The organism is Enterococcus crotali (genome assembly GCF_000633635.1).
In the GTDB taxonomy this organism is placed as follows: Bacteria; Bacillota; Bacilli; order Lactobacillales; family Enterococcaceae; genus Enterococcus_L; species Enterococcus_L crotali.
Map to the genome: position 1 here is coordinate 748,610 of NZ_AYPQ01000001.1, position 22,037 is coordinate 770,646.

21 protein-coding genes and 1 pseudogene are annotated in these 22,037 nt (G+C 37.0%); 2 read left to right on the top strand and 20 right to left on the bottom strand.

Features of this window, described 5'->3' with window-relative positions; all coding sequences use genetic code 11:
* Positions 1 to 44: 44 nt before the first annotated feature.
* The 14 genes from pheA to V192_RS0103580 all read right to left on the bottom strand — a co-directional run bounded on the left by pheA (position 45) and on the right by V192_RS0103580 (position 12,898).
* Positions 45 to 893: a prephenate dehydratase gene (gene pheA / locus V192_RS0103515; protein WP_025868971.1), complete on the bottom strand. Its 849-nt coding sequence runs from the start codon at positions 891 to 893 to the stop codon at positions 45 to 47.
* 8 nt (positions 894 to 901) lie between these two features.
* Positions 902 to 1,405, bottom strand: a complete 504-nt coding sequence (locus V192_RS0103520) for a shikimate kinase (protein WP_025868972.1) — start codon at positions 1,403 to 1,405, stop codon at positions 902 to 904.
* A gap of 14 nt (positions 1,406 to 1,419) precedes the next feature.
* Complete coding sequence (aroA, locus tag V192_RS0103525) at positions 1,420 to 2,682, bottom strand: 3-phosphoshikimate 1-carboxyvinyltransferase (RefSeq protein WP_029948109.1); 1,263 nt, start codon at positions 2,680 to 2,682, stop codon at positions 1,420 to 1,422.
* 146 nt (positions 2,683 to 2,828) lie between these two features.
* On the bottom strand, positions 2,829 to 3,926 hold the full coding sequence (locus V192_RS0103530; RefSeq protein ID WP_025868974.1) for a prephenate dehydrogenase: 1,098 nt from the start codon (positions 3,924 to 3,926) through the stop codon (positions 2,829 to 2,831).
* A 29-nt stretch (positions 3,927 to 3,955) separates the two neighbouring features.
* Complete coding sequence (aroC, locus tag V192_RS0103535) at positions 3,956 to 5,122, bottom strand: chorismate synthase (RefSeq protein ID WP_025868975.1); 1,167 nt, start codon at positions 5,120 to 5,122, stop codon at positions 3,956 to 3,958.
* A gap of 11 nt (positions 5,123 to 5,133) precedes the next feature.
* Positions 5,134 to 6,195 carry a 3-dehydroquinate synthase gene (gene aroB / locus V192_RS0103540; RefSeq protein WP_025868976.1) on the bottom strand — a complete coding sequence of 354 codons (1,062 nt, stop codon included), beginning with the start codon at positions 6,193 to 6,195 and terminating at the stop codon, positions 5,134 to 5,136.
* A 71-nt stretch (positions 6,196 to 6,266) separates the two neighbouring features.
* Positions 6,267 to 7,289 (bottom strand): 3-deoxy-7-phosphoheptulonate synthase, encoded by a 1,023-nt coding sequence (aroF, locus tag V192_RS0103545; RefSeq protein WP_025868977.1) that lies wholly within the window; start codon positions 7,287 to 7,289, stop codon positions 6,267 to 6,269.
* Between the two features lie 29 nt (positions 7,290 to 7,318).
* Positions 7,319 to 8,188: a shikimate dehydrogenase gene (gene aroE, locus V192_RS0103550; protein WP_025868978.1), complete on the bottom strand. Its 870-nt coding sequence runs from the start codon at positions 8,186 to 8,188 to the stop codon at positions 7,319 to 7,321.
* Positions 8,189 to 8,588: 400 nt separating this feature from the next.
* On the bottom strand, positions 8,589 to 9,569 hold the full coding sequence (locus tag V192_RS0103555; RefSeq protein ID WP_025868979.1) for an NAD(P)H-quinone oxidoreductase: 981 nt from the start codon (positions 9,567 to 9,569) through the stop codon (positions 8,589 to 8,591).
* Between the two features lie 80 nt (positions 9,570 to 9,649).
* Positions 9,650 to 10,102, bottom strand: a complete 453-nt coding sequence (locus V192_RS0103560) for a hypothetical protein (protein WP_010772458.1) — start codon at positions 10,100 to 10,102, stop codon at positions 9,650 to 9,652.
* Between the two features lie 82 nt (positions 10,103 to 10,184).
* The gene (locus tag V192_RS0103565) at positions 10,185 to 10,556 is read right to left on the bottom strand and encodes a thioesterase family protein (protein WP_025868980.1); all 372 of its coding nucleotides are present in this window, start codon (positions 10,554 to 10,556) and stop codon (positions 10,185 to 10,187) included.
* 5 nt (positions 10,557 to 10,561) lie between these two features.
* Positions 10,562 to 11,773, bottom strand: coding sequence for a CCA tRNA nucleotidyltransferase (locus tag V192_RS0103570; RefSeq protein ID WP_025868981.1), 1,212 nt, complete (start codon positions 11,771 to 11,773; stop codon positions 10,562 to 10,564).
* On the bottom strand, positions 11,770 to 12,558 hold the full coding sequence (dapB, locus tag V192_RS0103575; protein ID WP_025868982.1) for a 4-hydroxy-tetrahydrodipicolinate reductase: 789 nt from the start codon (positions 12,556 to 12,558) through the stop codon (positions 11,770 to 11,772). The genes V192_RS0103570 and dapB overlap by 4 nt, the downstream gene beginning before the upstream one ends.
* Positions 12,551 to 12,898 carry a nucleotide pyrophosphohydrolase gene (locus V192_RS0103580; RefSeq protein WP_025868983.1) on the bottom strand — a complete coding sequence of 116 codons (348 nt, stop codon included), beginning with the start codon at positions 12,896 to 12,898 and terminating at the stop codon, positions 12,551 to 12,553. Before V192_RS0103580 ends, dapB begins: the two co-directional genes overlap by 8 nt.
* 161 nt (positions 12,899 to 13,059) lie before the next feature.
* Here V192_RS0103580 and V192_RS0103585 point away from each other — a divergent pair, with 161 nt between their 5' ends.
* Positions 13,060 to 13,953, top strand: coding sequence for a YitT family protein (locus V192_RS0103585; RefSeq protein WP_025868984.1), 894 nt, complete (start codon positions 13,060 to 13,062; stop codon positions 13,951 to 13,953).
* A 50-nt stretch (positions 13,954 to 14,003) separates the two neighbouring features.
* On the opposite strand, the gene V192_RS0103590 is transcribed toward V192_RS0103585, so the two are convergent.
* The 6 genes and pseudogenes from V192_RS0103590 to V192_RS0103615 form a co-directional block, all read right to left on the bottom strand.
* Entirely contained in the window at positions 14,004 to 14,540 is a 537-nt protein-coding gene (locus tag V192_RS0103590) for a ReoY family proteolytic degradation factor (protein ID WP_025868985.1), read from the bottom strand.
* A gap of 8 nt (positions 14,541 to 14,548) precedes the next feature.
* A complete protein-coding gene (locus V192_RS0103595; protein ID WP_025868986.1) occupies positions 14,549 to 15,808 on the bottom strand; it encodes a tetratricopeptide repeat protein in 1,260 nt (419 codons plus the stop codon).
* Between the two features lie 3 nt (positions 15,809 to 15,811).
* Positions 15,812 to 16,858 carry a hypothetical protein gene (locus V192_RS0103600; protein WP_025868987.1) on the bottom strand — a complete coding sequence of 349 codons (1,047 nt, stop codon included), beginning with the start codon at positions 16,856 to 16,858 and terminating at the stop codon, positions 15,812 to 15,814.
* A 746-nt stretch (positions 16,859 to 17,604) separates the two neighbouring features.
* Positions 17,605 to 17,880 (bottom strand): HU family DNA-binding protein, encoded by a 276-nt coding sequence (locus V192_RS0103605; RefSeq protein ID WP_010761417.1) that lies wholly within the window; start codon positions 17,878 to 17,880, stop codon positions 17,605 to 17,607.
* A 247-nt stretch (positions 17,881 to 18,127) separates the two neighbouring features.
* Positions 18,128 to 19,436, bottom strand: a pseudogene (gene der / locus V192_RS19210) (ribosome biogenesis GTPase Der).
* 179 nt (positions 19,437 to 19,615) lie between these two features.
* Positions 19,616 to 20,956 (bottom strand): acetaldehyde dehydrogenase (acetylating), encoded by a 1,341-nt coding sequence (locus V192_RS0103615; RefSeq protein ID WP_051581922.1) that lies wholly within the window; start codon positions 20,954 to 20,956, stop codon positions 19,616 to 19,618.
* A gap of 288 nt (positions 20,957 to 21,244) precedes the next feature.
* On the opposite strand from V192_RS0103615, the gene V192_RS0103620 reads away from it, so the two are divergent.
* On the top strand, positions 21,245 to 22,021 hold the full coding sequence (locus tag V192_RS0103620; RefSeq protein ID WP_025868989.1) for a helix-turn-helix domain-containing protein: 777 nt from the start codon (positions 21,245 to 21,247) through the stop codon (positions 22,019 to 22,021).
* Positions 22,022 to 22,037: the final 16 nt, after the last annotated feature.

The window sequence follows — 22,037 nt, forward strand, 5'->3', positions numbered from 1 at the left end:
TATAGTTAAAATTTAACAAAAAATAAAAAGACCTTTTCAGATCTTTATACTCCGTTGATTGGATGGACCGCATAATTTCCGAATATTTTAACTGTCCCACCCATTAAACATATTTCTTCTAGTGCATTTTCTATTAACTGTTGTGGCTTTTGACCATTGATATCAATCAAAAAGAAGTATTCTCCTAAAGTTGTTTTCAATGGACGAGATTCAATCTTGCTTAAATCAATTTCTCGCCAACTGAACACAGACAGTGCTTTATGCAAAGCTCCTGGCATATTATTTGGCATCGTTAAGGCCAAAGTCAGCTTTTGATCACTTGCTTGGATCGGCAGCTCAACTTTTTCAGCACCAATCACCCAAAACCGTGTCTGATTGATTGCAACATCTTGAATATCTTTTCCTACGATTTCAAGATCATACGTCTTTGCAGATAGTTTTGGTGCAATTGCGGCAATTTTTTGATCTGGATGATTCGCAACAAAACTTGCTGCATAAGCAGTCGATGGTGTCGCTTCAAGGTCCGCCATTGGAAAGTGTTGACGAATAAATTCTTGAGATTGCGCTAACGCTTGTGGATGCGATAGAATTTTTGTTGTTGCGAGCCAAGTTTCTTTGTTGTTTTGTGCTACCATTAATTGCTGGTAGATTGGCAAAACAATTTCTGCTCCCACTGGAATTGATGTTTGGTGGAAAAGATAATCGACGGTTGTATTGACAGAACCTTCGATTGTATTTTCAATTGGAACAACGCCTAGATCAACCTCACCAAACTCAACCCCTTTGATGCAGGCTGGAATTGAATGATAAGAGAACAATTCTTCATTTGGGAAAGCTGTTTTTGCGGCATTATGCGTAAAAGAAGCTTCTGGTCCTAAAAAACCGACTTTCATTAGCTCACCTACTTTATATTCTCTAAAATTTCATATGCGATTTCTTCAGGTGTTCGGTCATCTGTATCTACTATTAAACTGGCACTTTCCTCATAAAAAGGAATCCGCGGTTCAAAAACATGCCTGATTTCCTCCGGAGATTTTGAAACGACTAGTGGTCTGACTGTAGTGTGATCATGTTTTAGTCTTGGTATAAAAACTTCTGGCTTAGTTTGTAAATACACAACAGGTGCCATTTGTTTTAAAAGTGACCTATTTTCTGCCCGCATGACGATACCGCCACCAGTTGAGACAACTTGGTTATGATTTAGATAGCGTTTTAAGACGTCTGTTTCTCTTTCTCTGAAAGCTTCTTCTCCATGTAAATCAAAATATTCTTGGATCGTCATACCAATTTCTTCAACGATTTTATCATCAAAGTCGATGTGCTCCATACCAGTTTTTTCTGAAAGCAATTTTCCGACTGTCGTTTTCCCTGCTCCCATAAAACCAATTAAAATAATCCCCTTCATCTTTGTTCCTCCATTTATCGATATAATTTGTTTAGATCATTAAAGAAGCTCGGATATGAAACCGAGATCGCCTCAGCTTTGTCTAATTCGACTGTCCCGCTTTTAACTAATAAAGCCGCAATTTGAAGCATCATACCAATTCGATGATCACCATAGCTGGTAACTTTCGCATGATGTAGCGGTGTTTTACCATGGATGATCAATCCATCATCAGTAGGTTGAATATCTGCGCCCATTTTACTTAATTCTTTAGCAACAGCATCGATTCGATTAGTTTCTTTCACCTTTAACTCTTCAGCATCTCGGATGATCGTAGTTCCCTCAGCTTGTGTTGCTAATAATGCGATAATCGGCAGTTCATCGATCAATCTTGGAATAATCTCACCACTGATTTCAATGCCCTTTAATTCACTCGTTTCGACAATCAATGATCCAGCTTTGTTCGCTGTACTACCCGTTTCTTGAATGGTCAATTTCCCGCCCATTTGCTGAATGACATCAATAATACCAGTCCGAGTTGGGTTTAAACCAACATTATTCAGTGTGATTCGACTATCTGGAATAATCAGTCCAGCTGTAAGGAAAAACGCCGCTGAAGAGATATCTCCAGGCACAACTACTTCTTGCCCTATTAGATGTTGCGGTCCATTGAGATGGATTTCTTTACCGGAAACAGTAATTTCACCACCAAATTGGCGAATCATATCTTCCGTATGGTCCCGTGTTTTTTCTTTTTCTACAATAATAGATTCCCCATGAGCTTGTAAAGCCGCAAATAAGATGGCAGACTTCACTTGTGCACTAGCAACGGGCATTTGGTAATGTATCGGCTTTAATTTATCTGTGCCGCGCACTCTTAGCGGTGGAAATTCAGTCCCGTCATGACCAGTACATTCAGCCCCCATTTGATTGATCGGCAACATTACTCGATTCATTGGGCGTTTAGCAATTGAATGATCTCCAAATAATTCAGAAGTAAATGGTGTTCCAGCTAAAATCCCCATAATCAAACGAATCGTCGTTCCGGAGTTTCCAACATCAATGGCTTGCTTGGCTTGCTTTAACCCTGAAAAACCCGTTCCATGAACGGTAATGATCTCTCCGTCATCTTCGATGTTAACCCCTAAGTCTTGAAATGCTTTTAACGTACTTAAACAGTCATCGCCTCTCAAAAAATTTTTAATCGTTGTTTTACCTTGCGCAATTGCACCAAACATAATGCTTCTGTGAGAAATTGATTTATCACTCGGAACGTCGATTATTCCGTTTAGACTCATTTTATTGATTACTAAATCCAAAATACCCCTCCTAATTTTACAACTGGAACAAATCACATGGTCCTATAAAACATTTGGACATCCGTACTGAAATATGCTTTGCTTCGTTGCTAATTGACATTTTTCTAAAACCGAACCCGCCAACCTTACTTTTCATAACACAAATAATCGGTTTCTTTTTCAAGTATTTCTTTTGCTTTCTCTAAGTCTTCCTGACGTTTAAACGTCAACTGTAAAATACCGTAAATATCTTCTCGAGTTTCAAGAATTTTCAAATTAATCAGTGAAAGTTTTGCCTTACCAAGTAATCCTGTAATTTCGGCAATCACACCAGGAACATCAGGTACATCTACGAACAAGTCATGAAACGCTGGTATTGCACCTTCTTTGTGAACGGGCATTTGATTTCTCGTTTCCTTTGCATCATAAAAAAATTGAAAAATCGCTTCTTTATTTTCACTTTGAATCCACTCTGAAACTTGATTCATTTCTGTTTGCCACGCATTCATTAATTCTATTAACGCTTCTTTATTACTTAACAATATATCAGTCCACATTTGCGGATCAGATGAAGCAATACGCGTAATATCACGAAATCCTCCAGCTGCTAATTGACGTGAACGTGGGTGCTCTTCGTTGAAAACCTTACTTTGATTAACTAAACCTGCTGCAATAATATGAGGCAAATGACTGAGCATTCCTGTAATTTGATCATGTTCTTCAGCTGTAAGAACTACAAATTTTGCTCTAGTACCTTGTAATAATCGTTGCAGCTCATTTACTTGTCGCTTTTTTTCCGGCTTTGATGAAGTCAAAATATAGTAGGCATTCTCAAATAAATTTTCATCTGCTGCAGTCACACCTGACTTATGCGAGCCGGCCATGGGATGTCCGCCAATAAAGGTTTCTAGACCAGCCATTTGAGCAGCTGTTATGATTTCAAGTTTCGTACTGCCCACATCAGAAATAATGACTTCTTTTTTTAATGGCAATGTACCCAATAACATCAACTGCTCAAGCATACTCTTAACGGGTGTGCATAGAAAAATCACGTCTGCTTGAACAGCTGCAGCCTCTATGGATAAACCTCTTTCATCGATAATTTGCCGTTTTAGTGCAAAATCTTCAGATGCTTCTAAATGATCGATCCCAATAATTGTGACAGATGGATGTTGTTTTTTTATACATAATGCTAATGAACTGCCGATCAAGCCTAGACCGATAATCAAAACTTTCTTATTCATTCCGCTTCACTCTCCATTTTTAGTTTGCATTAAAACGTTTGAGTATAGCGACGGTAAGACTCTACTTCTTCTTTCATTTGTTCAAAAGCATCACTGCCGAATTTTTCCAGCATCGCTTGGGCAACTTCTGTTGCTACAACCGCTTCACAAACCACACTTGCAGCTGGAACCGCTGTACTATCAGACCGTTCCACACTAGCTTTATAGGGTTCTTTTGTATCGATATTTACACTTTGCAATGGTTTATACAACGTCGGGATAGGTTTCATCACACCCCTAACAATAATTGGCATGCCATTTGTCATACCACCTTCAAAACCGCCTAGATTATTTGATGTTCTGGTATAGCCCGTTTTTTTATCCCAAACAATCTCATCCATAACTTGACTACCTGGTTTAAAGCCCATTTCAAAACCAATCCCAAATTCAACACCTTTAAAAGCATTGATACTTGTTACTGCCTGAGCGATTTTTGCATCGAGTTTGCGATCCCATTGGACATAGCTACCTAGACCAATCGGGACACCACCGACAACAACTTCAACCACGCCACCAATCGTATCGCCATTTTTCTTGGTCTTATCAATTAAATCGCGAATGTCTTGTTCTACTGAGGGATCAAGTACACGAACATCTGAATTTTCTGAGCGCTCTTGAATCTCCTTAACGGTTAAATTATCAGGAATTTCTGCTTTGATCCCACCTAATATTGCAACATGTCCTGCTACTTCTATTTCTAATTCCTTCAATAGCTTTTTAGCAACTGCACCAATAGCAACACGCATCGTCGTTTCTCTCGCTGAAGAACGTTCTAATACATTTCTCAAATCATCGTGCTGATATTTGATTCCGCCAACAAGATCTGCATGTCCTGGACGTGGTTTATTGACTCGGCGGATCTTCTTCTCTTTCTCTGTGACCTCTTCAATCGACATTACAGACGTCCAGTTTTTCCAGTCCTTATTTTCAACAACAAGTGTGACTGGCGACCCTAATGTTTTTCCGTGACGAATACCAGAAGTAATTCTTACTTGGTCTTTTTCGATCAACATTCTACCGCCACGCCCATAACCACCTTGTCTTCTTGCTAACTCCAAGTTAATGTCTTCTGGTGATAAAGGCAATCCTGCTGGTAATCCTTCTATAATTGCTGTTAATTCTGGTCCATGTGATTCTCCCGCTGTAATAAAACGCATATAAACTCCTCCTAGTCTAAATAACTCTTCATTTCTTCAATTGGAACACGAACGATTTTTGCATTGCCAATTGATTCTAACAAAATAATATTGATTTTTCCGCCGCGTGCTTTTTTATCATGAGTCAATGCCGTATATAACTGCTCTTGATCCCACTGCTCTGATCTGATCGGTAAATTAAATTTTTGAATCATTGTGTTTAATTGGTTCGTTGTACCAATTGGCGTCAACATTTTACTTTCCGCAACTCTAGTGATTTGGCTCATCCCGATTGCAACCCCTTCACCATGAGTTAAATTACCATAGCCAGCAGTATTCTCTAATGCATGACCGATTGTATGACCAAAGTTAAGCAGTAAACGAACACCATTATCCAGTTCATCTTCTTCTACAACTTTCCGTTTTATCTTACAACAAGCGGCGATGATCTCCGTTGCATGGATGAGTAAATCATGTTCATCCACCAACCCATCAAGCGTTTGCCATAAGTCTTTGTCTGCAATTGCAGCAGATTTGATGATTTCAGCGATTCCTTCTCTAACACGTCTTATTTCTAACGTGTTCAATGTATCAGGATCGATTAAAACGCCGTCCGGCTGAGCAAATGTGCCAACTAGATTTTTGGCTTTAGTCGTGTTAACAGCCGTTTTACCGCCAATACTACTATCAACTTGGGCCAATAAGGTCGTTGGAACTTGTAAAAAATGTAGTCCTCGCATATAAGTTGAAGCAACGAAACCGGCTAAATCACCAACCACTCCACCGCCTAAAGCAATGATTCCATCACTTCTTGTCAAACCATTATCTGCCAAAAAATCATAGATTTCAGCTGCTACAGCCAAACTTTTACTCTGTTCACCTGCATCGATTACAAAAGCTGAAACCTCAAAACCTGCTTCTTCCAAACTTTTAGAAACCTGATTGCCATATAGCGGATGAACGTTTGTATCTGTTATGATCACAATTTTTTGTGGTGACCATAACTCTTTTACCCAAGTACCAATATTTTTCAATAAGCCTGCTTGAATGCTCAAATCATAAGAATGGTTTGGTAAATTTACCGTGAGTTTCATTTATTCCAACTCCTATTTTTTATTAAAGAGAAAACACTAACCTTCTGTTAACATTTATTTTAAAGAGCCCATTACCCTAAAGCGTTGATTTCTTTCATTGCTTTTTCCATAATGTGAACTTCTTCCATCATACGCATGTAAGTTTTTTCGTTTAACGATTGGGGACCATCAGACCAAGCGTTGACTGGATCTGGATGAATTTCAACAATCAAACCATCCGCACCAGAAGCAACACCAGCTCGTGCCATTGGAGGAACAAGATCCCAAATCCCTACGCCATGACTAGGATCAACAATAATTGGAAAATGACTTAATTTTTTAATCAATGGAACGGCACTTAGATCAAGTGTATTTCGCGTTGCTGTTTCATATGTGCGAATACCGCGTTCAATAAAAATTACATTGAAGTTACCTTGTGCAGCGATATATTCGGCTGCATTCAACCACTCATCAATTGTACCAGAAATACCACGCTTTAAGCCAATTGGCTTACCTGTTTTTCCCACTGCTTGTAATAATTTAAAGTTTTGCATATTTCTAGCGCCAATTTGTAAAATATCACTGTATTGCGCAATCATATCGATATGGGCCTCATCCATAACCTCTGTAATGACTTTCATATCAAATTCGTCTGCTGCTTGGCGAATGTATTTTAACCCTTCTTCTTCTAAACCTTGAAAAGCATATGGAGATGTTCTTGGTTTAAAGGCTCCACCTCGTAAAACGGTTGCCCCACCTGCTTTAGCAATTCTAGCGCATTCGCGAATTTGATCTAGGCTTTCGATTGAGCATGGTCCTGCCATCATTGTCATACTACCATCGCCTATTTTAACGCCATCAACATCGACAACAGTGTTTTCCGGATGAAATTCCCGACTTGTTAATTTGTATGTCAATGAAATTCTAACGGCATTTTCAACACCATCGTAACTATTGAATGCTACATCCTGCATTTTTCTAGTATCACCAACTAAACCAATGATTGTTTGCTCTTTCCCTTCACTTAAGTGAACTTCCAGTCCTTCTTTTTTTACTCGTTCGATCACCGATTTAATTTGTGCCTTTGTTGCTTCTGATTTCATAATTACGATCATTGTTGTTCTCTCCTTCAATCCATTTTAATTTAGTTGTTTTCAATAATTGGTTTTACGATATCTATCGGCATTTCTTGTCCGGTCCATTTTTCAAATGCAGCCGCTCCTTGATAAAGCAGCATACCTAAACCATTATTCGTTTTAGCACCACGTAGGCGGGCTTGTTTAAGAAATTCTGTTTCTCTTGGTGTGTAGATAACGTCACAAACAGCTAAGTCTGGTCTGATGATAGAAAAGTCTTGAATTGGTGTTTGCTCTTCTAGCGGTTTCATGCCCACTCCTGTAGCGTTTAGCAAGAGTGCACTTTCTGCTACATCTGTCGCTAAGCTATTTTCATCCGATAAATCATGCAACGTTATGACGCAGTTAGTATTATCTGAAATATAGGCTAATTTCTCTTTGATTTTGTCATAGAAATCATCTTTTCGATTATACACTGTTATTTCTTTGACACCATCTAAGGCCGCTTGAACAATGATTGCTGTAGCCGCACCACCTGCTCCAATGATCGTCATTTTTTTACCAACGATATCCACAGAAAGATCTTGTAAGCTTCGCATAAACCCAGTACCATCGGTGTTATGTCCAGTTAACTTACCATGATCATTAGTAATAGTGTTGACTGCCCCAATCAAACGAGCTGCCTCACTTAACTCATCCATATACTCCACAGCTAAGATTTTATTTGGCATGGAAAGGTTTGCACCCATCATATCCAAATTTCTGATTGAATCGATTGCTTGTTTTAACCCCTCTGTTCCCACTTCAAAAGCAAGATATACTGCGTCAATCCCCAACGCTTGAAAAGCTGTATTATGAATCATTGGTGAAACACTGTGACGAATCGGTGTAGCGAATAATGCAGCCAGTCTCGTATAGCCTGTAATCTGATTTTCCATTTTAGTTCCTCCTCAAAAGTGTTTTTATTCAAACAAAAAGGTGTTCACGTAGATTTTCAGAAAGAAATCTACAGTGAACACCTCACAAAAAATAGGTAATATAAAAGCCACTATAGATTTTCTCATCTACGCGGCTGAAAGTCATCTCAAAATCCCCTAGCCATCATAGATACAAACTTGCTAGTCTGCATCCATAATGTTATGAATACAAACTCATCTAAAATAGCTAAAGTAATAATTATTCAGTTGTATATGGTTATGCTTCATGATTGTCATATGAATCACTCCGTAACTGATTTATTTAAGAATTGTTCTCAGTATATACCTACTAAAACTCAGTGTCAACATTTTTTTCTCAGCAAATTTAAAATAATGATCTATTTTCATGTCAATACGCTTGCTACTCCCTAATTTTTAAAATGATTTTCCCTTTATTTTTGTTTGCAGCCATCCGTTGATGAGCCTCTTCTACATCTTCAAGTTTAAATGTAGAATCGATAATTGGTTTTAGTTTGTTTGTAGCAAATAGTTTGTTTGTCTTTACTGAAAATTCTCTTGTCAGCTCAGCCTTGTATGCATCACTTCGTGGAGTGAGCAACGTTCCTTCAACTGTGACTCTTTTTTGCAATAATGTCATCAGATCAACTTTTGGAACAACCGAACCGCCTAGAATACCTATAAGAATGAAACGACCATCGACAGCAATACTTGCTAAATTTTGCTCCCAATAGGAAGCTCCGATAAAATCTAAAATCACATTGACGCCTTGATCGTTTGTTTCATGAAGAATCCTTTTGCTAAAGTCCTCTTCATGATAGTTAATCAGAACATCCGCACCCAATTTCTGACATAGCTCAAGTTTATCTGGCGAACTTGCAGTGACGAATATTTTAGCATCAGTTAATTGTTTAACCAACTGAATCGCAGCTGTTCCTACTCCACTAGCGCCAGCATGAATCAATACTGACTCTGTCTCCTTTAATTTCCCTAGCCAAAATAAGGTTTGATACGCAGTAAGAAAGACCTCAGGAATTGCAGCGCCTTCTTCAAATGTTAACGATTCAGATAACGGCATGGCATTTCCAACTTGCATCACAGCATATTCCGCATAACCACCGCCATTTACAAGTCCCATGACGCGTGTACCACAAGGAAACTGTAGCGAATCACTCTCTATAACTGTTCCAGAAACTTCAACACCTAAAATCGGGTTTCCTTTAGGTAAACCCCCTGTTTCTTTAGCAACTAAATCAGTTCGATTGACCGCAGCAGCAGAAACTTTGATCAGTAACTCGCCCTTTTTTCTAATTGGTACCCCTACCTCTTTTTTCACCTCTAAACTCGCGTGATTTGCATTAAATGACAATTCAACTGCTTTCATTCAGAACACCTCCAATGATCGTGAGCAAAAAAACCGCAGACTCTTTTAATAAAGAAATCTACGGCTATATCAATTACTTATTAAAGTTCTTCACCATATACGTCATCAACTGTTTGTGTTGGATCAATCACGATGTATAAGCTTTTTGTTTTTTCGCTGACTTTAGTAGATTGGTAGACATTATCTAAACCTTCGTCAGTTTTGTCTTTGTATGGGAAGTAAACCAAATCTGGTGTGCCAGTTTTGTATAAAATTTCCATACGTTCAATATCTTCATATTTTAAAGCGCGAGCAAACATTCCTAATTCTAGTCCGCCAAGGTTGATATCATGCGTTTGAACATGATCACCTTCTTGGAAAATTTCGATTTTAAAGCCTTCACATGGATGGATTTCCATAAATTCGCTTCCGTGGATACGACCAAAACTTGTAGTGATTTGTTTGATCCATAGATCACCAATAAAACGGCGGCCAATTGTCCAAGTTTCACCATTTCTAAAATAAAATTTCAATCCTGTCATTTCTCTACTCATAATATAAGTCTCCTCATTCTAAAATAATTACTACAAATTAAGTTTAGCATAACTTTCTTCTCAGGTCACACCATTCGCTTCATTACTTATTGTTAGCTAATTTACTTAAAAAAACATCGGTTAAGATAACAGCCCTTTGATGGGTTCCTACAGCTATGATTTGATCATTATCGTAAGCCTCAAAAGAGAAATTGATTTTCGTTTTTTCTTGTGAATCGACTTTGACTTTAACATTGATTGTTGCTCCAACTTTAGATGGTCGTAAATGTTTAGCATCAATCACTGTACCCACACTTGTTTCTTCTGCAGCTAAGTGTTTGTGCAGATATTCTTTTGCTGTATTTTCCACCATTGCAATCATTGCAGGTGTAGCTAAGACATCCAAATCACCGGAACCGATCTCTTTGGCAGTATCTTTTATATCAACAACAAACTCTTTCGAAAATTCTTCCACGGCTCTCACTCCTTATTGATTATATTTTTAGCGTATGCAATCAGTAATTCTTTGTCATTTGTGATTTGACCATTTACGACAGAAGTTTCTAGAGTTTCAATCATATCGCCTAACCATTTCCCAGGTTTTTTATCAAAATAGTCTAACAAATCATTCCCAGTAATAGCAAGTTGCTTTCTATCATGGATCGGCAAACGTAAGTAACGGTCTTTGACTTCTTCAATTTTACTCTTTTGGTCATAATAATACAATAGATTTTCTACTGATAGTACAGCATCCATACCTAAATTAAACAAATCCATCACTTGCCAATCACCTAAAAGACGTTTATTTAACCCAAAAATCAGCATTTGTACCTCTTGAATCAGTTGATTTGATTGTTTCCACGATTTTAAAAAGCTACGAATGTCATTTTCTTTTAGTCCCATTGTATGAATCAATAAAGTCCAAGCTTGATTTTCATCTTTGATCTGCCTATTGGGCAATTCAGAAAAGTTAAATAATGCTTCGCCAAATTTTTTTAATCCTGGGCAGTATTGATAGCACTCCGTTTCGATAAACGGCAGCAAGGCAGCTCGTCTATTTTTCCCCAATAAAAGTTTAATAAACTCTACTGCAATTCGTTCGACAGAAATTTTTTCTAACAATGGATGAAATTCTTCAATAGCAAATAGTGTATTGGTTTCGATCGTAAAATCTAGCTGGCTAGCAAATCGCAATCCACGCATCATACGAAGGGCATCTTCATGAAAACGTTCTTTAGGATTTCCCACTGCACGAATGATTTTTTGCTCCAAATCGAGCATGCCATCAAACAAATCGATGATTTCACCATCAACATCCATCGCTAAGGCATTGATCGTAAAATCTCGACGTTTAAGATCTTCTTTTAAAGAACGGACAAAGGTCACCTGATCTGGACGCCTAAAATCCTGATAAGTAGATTCCGTTCTAAACGTTGTAATCTCGTATTGCTCTTCACCAACTAAAACAAGAACCGTCCCATGATCGATCCCTACATCGATCGTACGGTGGAAAATTTGTTTGATTTCTTCTGGATATGCGCTAGTCGCAATATCTACATCATGAATCGGTTGGTCTAATAAGGCATCACGCACACTTCCGCCAACAAAATAGGCTTCAAATCCATGTGCCTGAATTTCCTTTAGCACACTAGTCGCTCGTGTAAATTCATCTGGTATGACAGCTAGTTTCATAATAGATTTTCCAACCCATAAACTAATTTATCTAGGTGAACAACTTTTTCACAACCCAAAGCCACACCAGTCATAAACGAACTTCGATCATATGAATCATGTCTGATTGTCAAGCCTTCTCCAACTCCGCCAAATTGCACTTGCTGGTGGGCGATCATTCCCGGTAAGCGAACACTGTGGATTTTCATGCCTTCAAAATCAGCACCGCGTGCTCCTTCAATCAATTCCTTTTCTTCTGGGTGACCTTGTATTTTTTTCTTTCGAACTTCACTCATCATCTCAGCCGTTTTGATCGCAGTCCCGCTTGGTGCATCCAATTTATTGTCATGATGTAACTCGATAATTTCGACATCTGGGAAATATTCTGCCGCTTTTTGTGCAAATTGCATCATTAAAACTGCACCTACAGCAAAATTAGGTGCGATCAGCCCGCCGACTTTCAACGTCTCTGAACGAGTAGTTAACTCAGCTAATTGCGCTTCTGTTAGCCCGGTTGTTCCTACAACCGGAGAAATGTTATGTTCTATAGCAAAACGTGTGTTTTCATAGGCAACTTTTGGAATAGTAAAATCGATCCAAACGTCTGGTTGAGCCGAAAGAACGTCTTCTTTCGTTTTAAAAATTGGTACATCGATTGCCGGATACTCTATTAACTCATTAAGGTTGTTATTTTCTTCAAAGGGATCTAGTACCCCAACCAATTCAAATCCTTCATGATTTAAAACCATCTTTGTTGCAGTTGTCCCCATTTTCCCTTTAAAACCTGCGACTAAAATTTTAATCATTTGTTTGCCCATCCTTTCGTTCAAAACGATATTTATCTCGTTGATTGAATTTATCCATATTTTTTTGAAATGCCTCTGTTAGATCTATATCTAATGAATTAGCCATGATCATCGTGACAAACAAGACATCACCTAACTCTTCTGAAACTGTCTTAGGTTTTTCATCTGTTTTCTTAGGTTTTTCACCATAATAGTGATTGATCTCTCGCGCTAACTCACCTACTTCTTCTGTCAAGCGTGCCATTTGGCTTAATGGAGAAAAATAACCCGTTTTAAATTGCTGGATATAGGTATCCACTTCTTCTTGCATAGAATGCAGAGATTGATTTTCGTCTTTCATTTTACCCCAACCTTTCTACTACACATCTTATCAAAAACTGCGCCATCTGAAAAGGTTCTGCTTGTTGTTTTATATTGAGAATGATAAAGTGAGTACTGGATAAGGACTTTCGGGTATGAAGTTAATCAACATCTGTTCAATATGTGTTAGGAGTGATCATTATGATTGAAGAAAAAAAGTTTTATGTTAAAGACGTTTTGTTGATTTTAGCAGGCACATGTCTTTATGCTTTCGGTTTAGTAACATTTAATATTGCAAATGATTTAGCAGAAGGCGGAGTAACTGGGATCACCTTGATTTTACGTGCACTTTTTTATATCGATCCAGCTTATTCGACCTTGATCATCAACATTCCATTGATTTTGATTGGCGGGAAAATTTTAGGCAAGCACTCATTTTATTATACGATTTTAGGAACGGTAGCCTTATCAGTCTTTTTATGGTTATGGCAACGATTCCCAATAGAAGTCAATTTAGATCATGATTTATTAATTGCCTCCTTACTTGCTGGACTCGCAGCAGGTATCGGTAGTGGTTTAGTTTATCGTGTAGGTGGAACAACTGGTGGGACTGACGTGGTTGCACGTATCTTGGAGAAAAATTATGGTATCAGCATGGGACGTTCCTTATTGATTTTTGATATTTTAGTTCTAATTCTTTCTTTGAGCTATATTGACGTAAAACGGATGATGTATACGCTGATCGTTTCGTTTGTTTTCAGTAAAGTTGTTGATTCGGTCTTAGATGGTGCTTATGCAGCTAAAGGGATCTTAGTGATTTCAGATCATTCTGAAGATATCGGTGAAGTGATCATGGCGCTGTTAGAACGTGGTGTAACTTATTTAGATGGTCAAGGCGGCTATTCTCAAGTAGATAAAAAAGTCCTTTATGTCGTTGTCAGTCCAAGTGAAATCATAGAAATCAAACGCATTGTCCATGAGTTAGATGAAAAAGCATTCATTTCAGTCATCAACGTTCACGAAGCCATCGGTGAAGGATTTACCTACGCCAGACCAGTAAGAATGCTCTTTAAAAGAAAAAAACAATTGAATTAGCACAACTAAAAAAAGGTGAGATAGACGTTTGTTACGCTACCACACCTTTTTTATTTCTTCAACCGATTCAATTCATCGGTTAACTCTAAAAAAGCTTCATAATTATTATCTTCTAAGGCTAAATCGATTTGACTATACAATAAATCTAGCTTTGCCTGTTTCTCTTCATGAGCAAAGAATTCATTAATACTTTCAATTACATCTTCACTCACTTGCTCATTCCAACGAGCATACGGATTGTCCTCTAAAATCGATAAATACTGACTATTTTGCCAAGAGCCATCAAACACACATTCTACATAAAGCGCTTCTTTCCAATTCATTCTGATTTCGTGAAAGATTTGATCAGTATCCGTGAATTCTTTTCCTGATAAAAATAAACGAATAGGATCATCCTCCATTTCCTTTGATGTGACCTTTAACCCACGACTCGCTTTATCTGCTTGCTCAATAAAATGAACATTATTTAAAATAGCTTCATGATTGATCAAATAATTTAAAATCCATAACACTTCTCTTTGGCTAAATGAAATATTATTAACTAGCCAAATTAAAAAATCTTTTTTTTCTGCGACATTGACAAACATCTTATCACCTATCTTTCTTCAATATCATCTAATAGGGATTGAGCTTCATTATCCCCTGGCTCGTGTTGAAGATAGTGTTGCAACAGCTCCTTGGCTTTTTCTAATTGGCCTTCTTCACGTAGAAAAACAGCATACTCTTTTAAAAATTCAGGTTCATGTGAAAGCTCTTGGTAGGCTTGTTCATAATGGACTTTTGCTAAATCAAACTCTTCCAGTTCGTTATAGGCGTGAGCTAAATTCCATTCTCCGTATGGATGACCTTGCTCTTCCATCTGTTGTACAACATCGATAACTTCATCGAACCTGTTTTCATTCAAATACAAATTACTTAATGTAAGTCGGGTTTCATCAGTCTTTTCGCCAAGCTCTAGTGCTTGTTTTAGCAAAGCTTCTGCTTGTTCTATATCGTGCAATCGGTAAGCATTTTCAGAGGCTAATTGATATAGATCCACCTGAAATGGATTTTCTTTGATCCCTTGAGCTAGAACTGTCCGAGCTTCTTCTAACTGTTCTTCTTCTTGTAACGCTTCGCCTAAAGATAAGTAGACAGATTGATAATGCGGGTTTAATGCTCTTAATTGTTGCAACAGTGCAATTGCTTTTTGATTTTCATGTAGTTGAAGATAAGTAAAAGCCAATTGGAATAAACGATCATCAGTCTGACCTTCCTCTAAAGCCTTTTCTAAAAATGGGATAGCCTCTTCAAAATCACCTGACATGCTGTAACAACTTCCTAAACGTTCGTTGATCGAGATGCTGGAAATTTCTGTTACTTGCCCTTCAAGTAATTCTTGATACGCAGCAGAAGCTTCTTGGAACTGTCCGTTAGAGAAATACAATTCACCTAACGCAAATAAAATCAATGGCTCATCTGGCATTAATCTTTGTGCTTCTTTTAATTTTGCTTCGCTTACTTCGGGTATACCGATCACTTGATATAGATCTGCCGTTACAAGTAAACTTTGGACATAACTATCACTATCTTTCCCTACTTTTTCCAAATAGACAAACGCATCGTCAATCAAATTATTTTCAATTGCAATTTCTGCTAAGGGAATATTCAACCCATCTGCCTCAGGAAAAATCGTCAATAAGTGGTCAAAAACTAGTTTTGCTTCTTCTAAAAAGCCAAGTGACAATAATTCTTCACCTAAATCAGCAAGTGTGTCATCATCGTCTTTTCTAATGGCTTCTGCCAGCATCAATTGTGCTTGAGCCAACTCTTCTTCATGTAATGCTTGTAACATTTTTTCACTATAAGTTGTCATTTTTTATCCTCTAATCTCTTTTAAAATAGTTTTATATTTTTCTACGGTTGCTAATAAGTCTTCTGTTGTGGGTGACTGCATAGAGTCAAGCTTGCCTACTTCTTTCAATAGAGCAGCCATTTCACCCCGATCTACACACGTTAAAACACCTTCCACATAATCACTGACTAAAATTTGTTCTGGAAAATCAACCGGAAACCCTAAACGGATCAACCAGATTATAAAATTTTTATAATGAAATGAAAAATGGTTGATTTCTTGAGACCAAAGCAACTGTAATAAACAGCCTAAAAATCGTTTCATATGGCCGGAAAGTAAATGCCCATTTGTTGTTTCTAAAAAGCCATGCTCAAAAAGTTCTCCGAATTGGTCGATTGTTTGTCCTTCTTTTTCATAGTAACGAATCATTTCATCCAACATACCGTTAAAGGATTGTTGGCTTAAACGAGTTATATCACTATAGTTTTTAAAAAGCATTCGTAAAAAATCATGGCTACAAACCAAACCACAACGAATAAAAACAAGAAAATCAACTAATTTCCCCTCGCCATAATCTGTTGTTAAGGTATGATCATAGATAATTCTTTCTGCTAGTACTGAGCGTTTTAAAACGGGATGATTCTTTAATTCTATTTGGGCCTCAGCAATCAAACTTTTACTTAATGATCGGATCGACAACGGTAAGAGCCAACAATCAGAAGCAAGTATAGAGGTTTCATGTAGGAAATTTGTTAGCTGAACAACCCCTTCATTGCCAACACCTAAAAAAAGAAATGATTGTTGCTGATCAAAATCTGCTAAAAAAGTTACTATATTTTCCAACTCATTCATATTGTTACAATGAGAGTCGTTCTTACAAATATACCAATCTAATTCTTGTTTGTCATCAAAAAGCTGGATCAGTTTCTCTGAGAATAAATCATAATAGCGTTGATTTGTAATCAAAAAAAGATGTCTATCCTCAAATGCTGCTGATTTAATCTGTGAGGCAAAGGTTTCCCCATAGAAAATTGACGTCTGTAACTGATTTTTCTTATAAACTAGTTCCATCGATAACACTCCTCTTCTACATTTTACCATTAGTTGTCGTAAAACAGAAAGAGGGAGGATTTTTTATTTTTCGAAAACACAACGATTCTTGATTAAAGACGTTTGTTCTTTTAATTTTCTTAAAGAACGAGCATTATTGATTCACAATCATCTATCTATATTCTATTATTTTTATGTAAAAAATTCTTATTTTTGGTTTATACTAAACTTGTTTCGCAAAACAGATGACTTCTAAGAAAAATAGCGCAATTCTTACAGTTTTACTGTTTTTAAGAAACAGAGTGATTCAGTCGTAATTAGAATAATTAGCACGCTACAATGTTCATAGTTACATGATTTGTTTTGTCACATAGCTAATTATTCCTTAGCCATTGGTAAAAACTAATGGACAAAAATCCTTAGTTGATAGTGAAAAAAGAGAGCTCCTAAGCTCTCTTTTCTTCTATCAACTACTTCCTGTAAAAAACAATGGTAAACTTGTTTCCTATTTGATAGACTATTAAGTCTCGGTAAATAGGTTCAGTTTTATTTTAAGTGACACGAAAAAATATCGCCTCTCATCTTTTAAATCATTTCAGACTTTGTTTTTATGCAGTCTAAGCAGTCTGTTCCTTAGCTAGTGAGAGATTCATCGATTAGATTGAGACTCTTCCTAGAAGTGCTAAAAGAGCCAAAACCAGCACTAACTAACCACATCAATAAATAAAGAAAGAACCCTTGAATAATCAAGGGTTCTAAGAACTGTCTTATTTAACAGCATCTTTCAAGGCTTTACCTGGTTTGAACGCAGGTACTTTACTTGCAGCGATTTGAATTTCTTTACCAGTTTGTGGGTTACGTCCTTTACGAGCCGCACGTTCGCGTACTTCAAAGTTACCAAAACCGATTAATTGAACTTTTTCACCTTTAGCAAGAGATTCTTGGATTGTTGAAAATACAGCATCCACTGCTGCAGTTGCGTCTTTTTTAGTTAAACCAGTTGAAGATGCAACGTTTTCGATTAATTCTGCTTTATTTGCCATGGATTATTTCACCTCCTCCACAAGGGATAGGATATCTAAAAGATATCTACTTTACGTTTATTTTTGAGTGGTCCAAAAATCACGCACAAATATTGAATTGGATCAATATTCTGTTATCACGATATCATAGGAAGCTTGTAATAGCAAGGTTTTTGATGCGTTTTAACCAGTTTTTTCTAAAAATATCATTTTTTTTTATAACTCAATGAATTTATTTGTACATTTGAAACAAGTATGGTAAAATGCTCTACTTTCGTCTTCTTGGGATGATTTTGATTGGTGTCCCTTCAAAAGTGAATGCCTTGCGAATTTGATTTTCTAAGAATCGAGCATATGAAAAATGCATCAATTCTTCTTCATTCACAAAAATAACAAATGTCGGCGGTTTGATCGCTACTTGTGTTCCATAGAAAACTTTCAAACGTTTACCCTTATCTGTTGGGGTTGGATTGATTGCGATTGCATCCATCACTACATCATTCAATAAAGCGGATGGAATGCGTAAATTTTGATTCATACTAACTAATTCAATCAATTCTGGTAATTTATTCAAGCGCTGTTTTGTTAATGCTGATACAAAAATGATCGGTGCATAATCAAGATAACGGAATTCTTCACGTATCTCTCTTCGAAGTCACGCATCGTATTTGTTTCTTTTTCAACTGTATCCCATTTATTGACAACAATAATAATACCGCGGCCTGCTTCATGAGCATAGCCGGCAACTTTCTTATCTTGTTCACGAATGCCCTCTTCAGCGTTTAGGACCATTAAAACAATGTCTGAACGCTCGATGGCACGCATTGCACGCATCACGCTGTATTTTTCTGTGGACTCATAGACTTTCCCACGTTTACGCATGCCAGCTGTATCGATCATCAAGAATTTTTGTCCATCTTCTGATTCAAAACGGGTATCGATTGCATCACGCGTTGTTCCTTCAATTTCTGAAACAATCACACGATCTTCACCAAGAATCGCATTGATCAATGACGATTTACCCACATTCGGACGTCCAATCAAACTAAATTTGATCGTATCTTCATCTTCATCTTCGATTTCAGTTGAAAAATGTTTAACTGCTTCATCCAAAACATCACCGATCCCTAAACCATGACTTCCGGAAATAGGGAATGGATCACCTAAGCCTAAAGAATAAAATTCATAGATATCATTTCTCATTTCAGGGTTATCAACTTTATTTACAGCTAAAATTACTGGTTTATTACTGCGATATAAAATTTTTGCTACTAATTCATCTGCATCTGTCACACCTTCACGACCACTTGCGACAAAAACGATGACATCTGCTTCTTCAATAGCGATTTCAGCTTGATGCTTGATTTGCTCCATAAATGGCTCGTCACTTAGTTCGATACCACCTGTATCAATAATACTAAATTCACGTCCCAGCCACTCTCCTGTGGCATAAATACGGTCTCTTGTTACACCTGGTGTATCTTCTACGATAGAAATTCTTTCACCAGCTATACGGTTAAAAATCGTCGATTTCCCAACATTTGGCGCCCGACAATTGCAATTGTTGGATTTGCCATTCAAATTACCTCCTTGACAAGTTTTCAATCTTTACTAGTTTACCTAAAGCTTGTCTAAGATGCAAGAAAAACTAGTGAAATAAGTAAATTAAAGCATTAAGTACAAAAATATCCTGTAATTGTCACTTAACATGTTTGACAATTACAGGATATTTTAATTTAAATCAGTTGGTTTTTATTTATTCAACACCATACGCAATACGTTTTACATTCATCAAATGATGAGCCGTTACATTATCCGTTGTACTGCTTCCACCCATTGCGCCACAACCTAGTGTCATTGAAGGCGCCAATTTTGTTGTTGCACCAATTGCCCCTAAGGCACCCAATGTATTGACTAAAATACGTGATGCTTTCATTTGCAAGCCAAATGTTTCTGCATTAGCGTCTTTTGTCGTATGGATCACTGCAGTGTGACCAGTTCCTTCATTCGCAAGTAAAGCTTTACATGTTTCCACACCTGCTTCAAAAGTATCAACGGTAAATAATCCTAAGATCGGTGTTAATTTTTCTCTTGAGTACGGATTATGATGTCCGATCTCTGACTGTTCTGAAATTAAAATTGACGTTTCTTCTGGTACAGAAATTCCAACTAATTTTGCAACATCTGAAGCACTTTTTCCAACAATATCTGGATTTAGTGTTCCTGTCTCTCTCAAAATAAATTGACTGACTTTTGCTGATTCCTCTTCATTCATAAAATAGGCTTTCTTTGCTTTTAATTGTTCGATCACTGCTTCTTTCACAGCTTTATCTACAACAAGTGCTTGCTCTGAGGCACAGATAATTCCATTATCAAACGTTTTACTGCTGACTACGCAATCAATCGCATTTGTAACATCAGCTGTTGCATCGATCAATGCAGGAACATTTCCAGGCCCTACTCCAATTGCTGGGTTACCTGAGCTGTAAGCTGCTTGCACCATTGCTTTACCGCCTGTTGCGAGAATCAACGAAATATTTTCATGTTTCATTAAGGCACTTGTTGCTTCTAATGTAGGTTCCTTTATTACCTGAACTAATCCGGCTGGCGCTCCAGCTTCAACTGCAGCTTGCTCAATTATATCTGCGGCCATTAGAATCGATTTTAGTGCTTTTGGATGTGGAGAAAAAATAATAGCGTTTCTAGTTTTCAACGCAATCAATGATTTGAAAATAACTGTTGCAGTTGGATTTGTTGACGGAATCAAGCCGGCTACTACACCTAATGGAATGCCGATTTCAATGATTTTCTCTTCTTTTCGACGGTTAATCACACCAACGGTAGGCAGATCTTTGATACTTTCATATACTTGCTCACTTGCGAAGGTATTTTTGATTACTTTATCAGAAACTTTTCCAAAACCTGTTTCCTGATTCGCTGAAACAGCTAATTTTTCTGCATTATCAAGTGTTTTTTGATAGACGTTTTTTACGATTGCATCTACCTGTTCTTGTGTAAAGTTCTCATATTTAGCTTGTGCTTTCTTTGCTGTTTCGACTAATGTTTCAATTTCTTGTACTTTGATTTCTTCAGTCATATTAAACACTCCTTTTTTTATAATTCAACTTCCACTACTTTTGAATCGTTCATTTCTAAAATAATGTTGTGCTTTATTTGTTAACCGCTTACAAATTCATTTTAATCTATTTAACCCAATTTGTTAGGGAATATTTTAAGAAGATTATGGACAAAATTTACCTTTTTACGTATTTTTTTCACAAACAATTACACTTGAAAGCCGAGTTTATTCAGGGTATTATAGAGTAGTAAGGTGGATTTCACAAACTGAAGGACTATTATCTCATCAAAGAAAAGAGGGTTTACTATGTGCCGATTATTGATTGTCAGTAACGATGCAAATGAACAGCAAACACTTCAACAATCTATCAACGATTCCTTTATGAATATAAAAGTTTTACCTCCTGCAATGACGGAGCAAGAAGCACTAGCTATTTCTGAAAAGCTTCTTCCGGAAATTCTTTTAATTGCAATCGATCACTTAGATATCGATGGTTTTATCGTGAAACGTAAAATCGTTCAACAATTGCCAAATATTAAAGTTATCATATTGACTGAACGAGATAATTTCCAAAGTATTCACCAAGCTTTACGATGTGGTGTGATTGATTATTTATTAACACCTATTGATTTCAATGAGCTTAAATTTGCTATCGATCGCTCTGTTAAGTCTCTTAATCAAGTTTCTTTGATGGATGTATTGAACAATAAACCTACCGTCTTGGCTAAAGAGCAGATCAACACGATTCTGGATTATATTCATGATCATTACAATGAGGAAATAAATTTGACTACCTTAGCTGATATCATGCACCTAAACCGTCACTATGTTAGTCGCTTCTTTAAAGAGGCAGTCGGTATGAATTTTATTGATTATTTAACAACATACCGAATCGAAAAGGCAAAACAATTATTAATGAAAACAGAAGAATCAATCACTGAAATTGCTGGGACCGTCGGCTATATCGATGCTACGTACTTCAGTAAACTATTTAAGAAAAAAGTAGGTCAATCACCACACCAATTCCGTAAACATTATCGTGGCGAACATATACCAGCTGATTTACGAGTAATCTATCATTGATCTCCTATTAAAATAT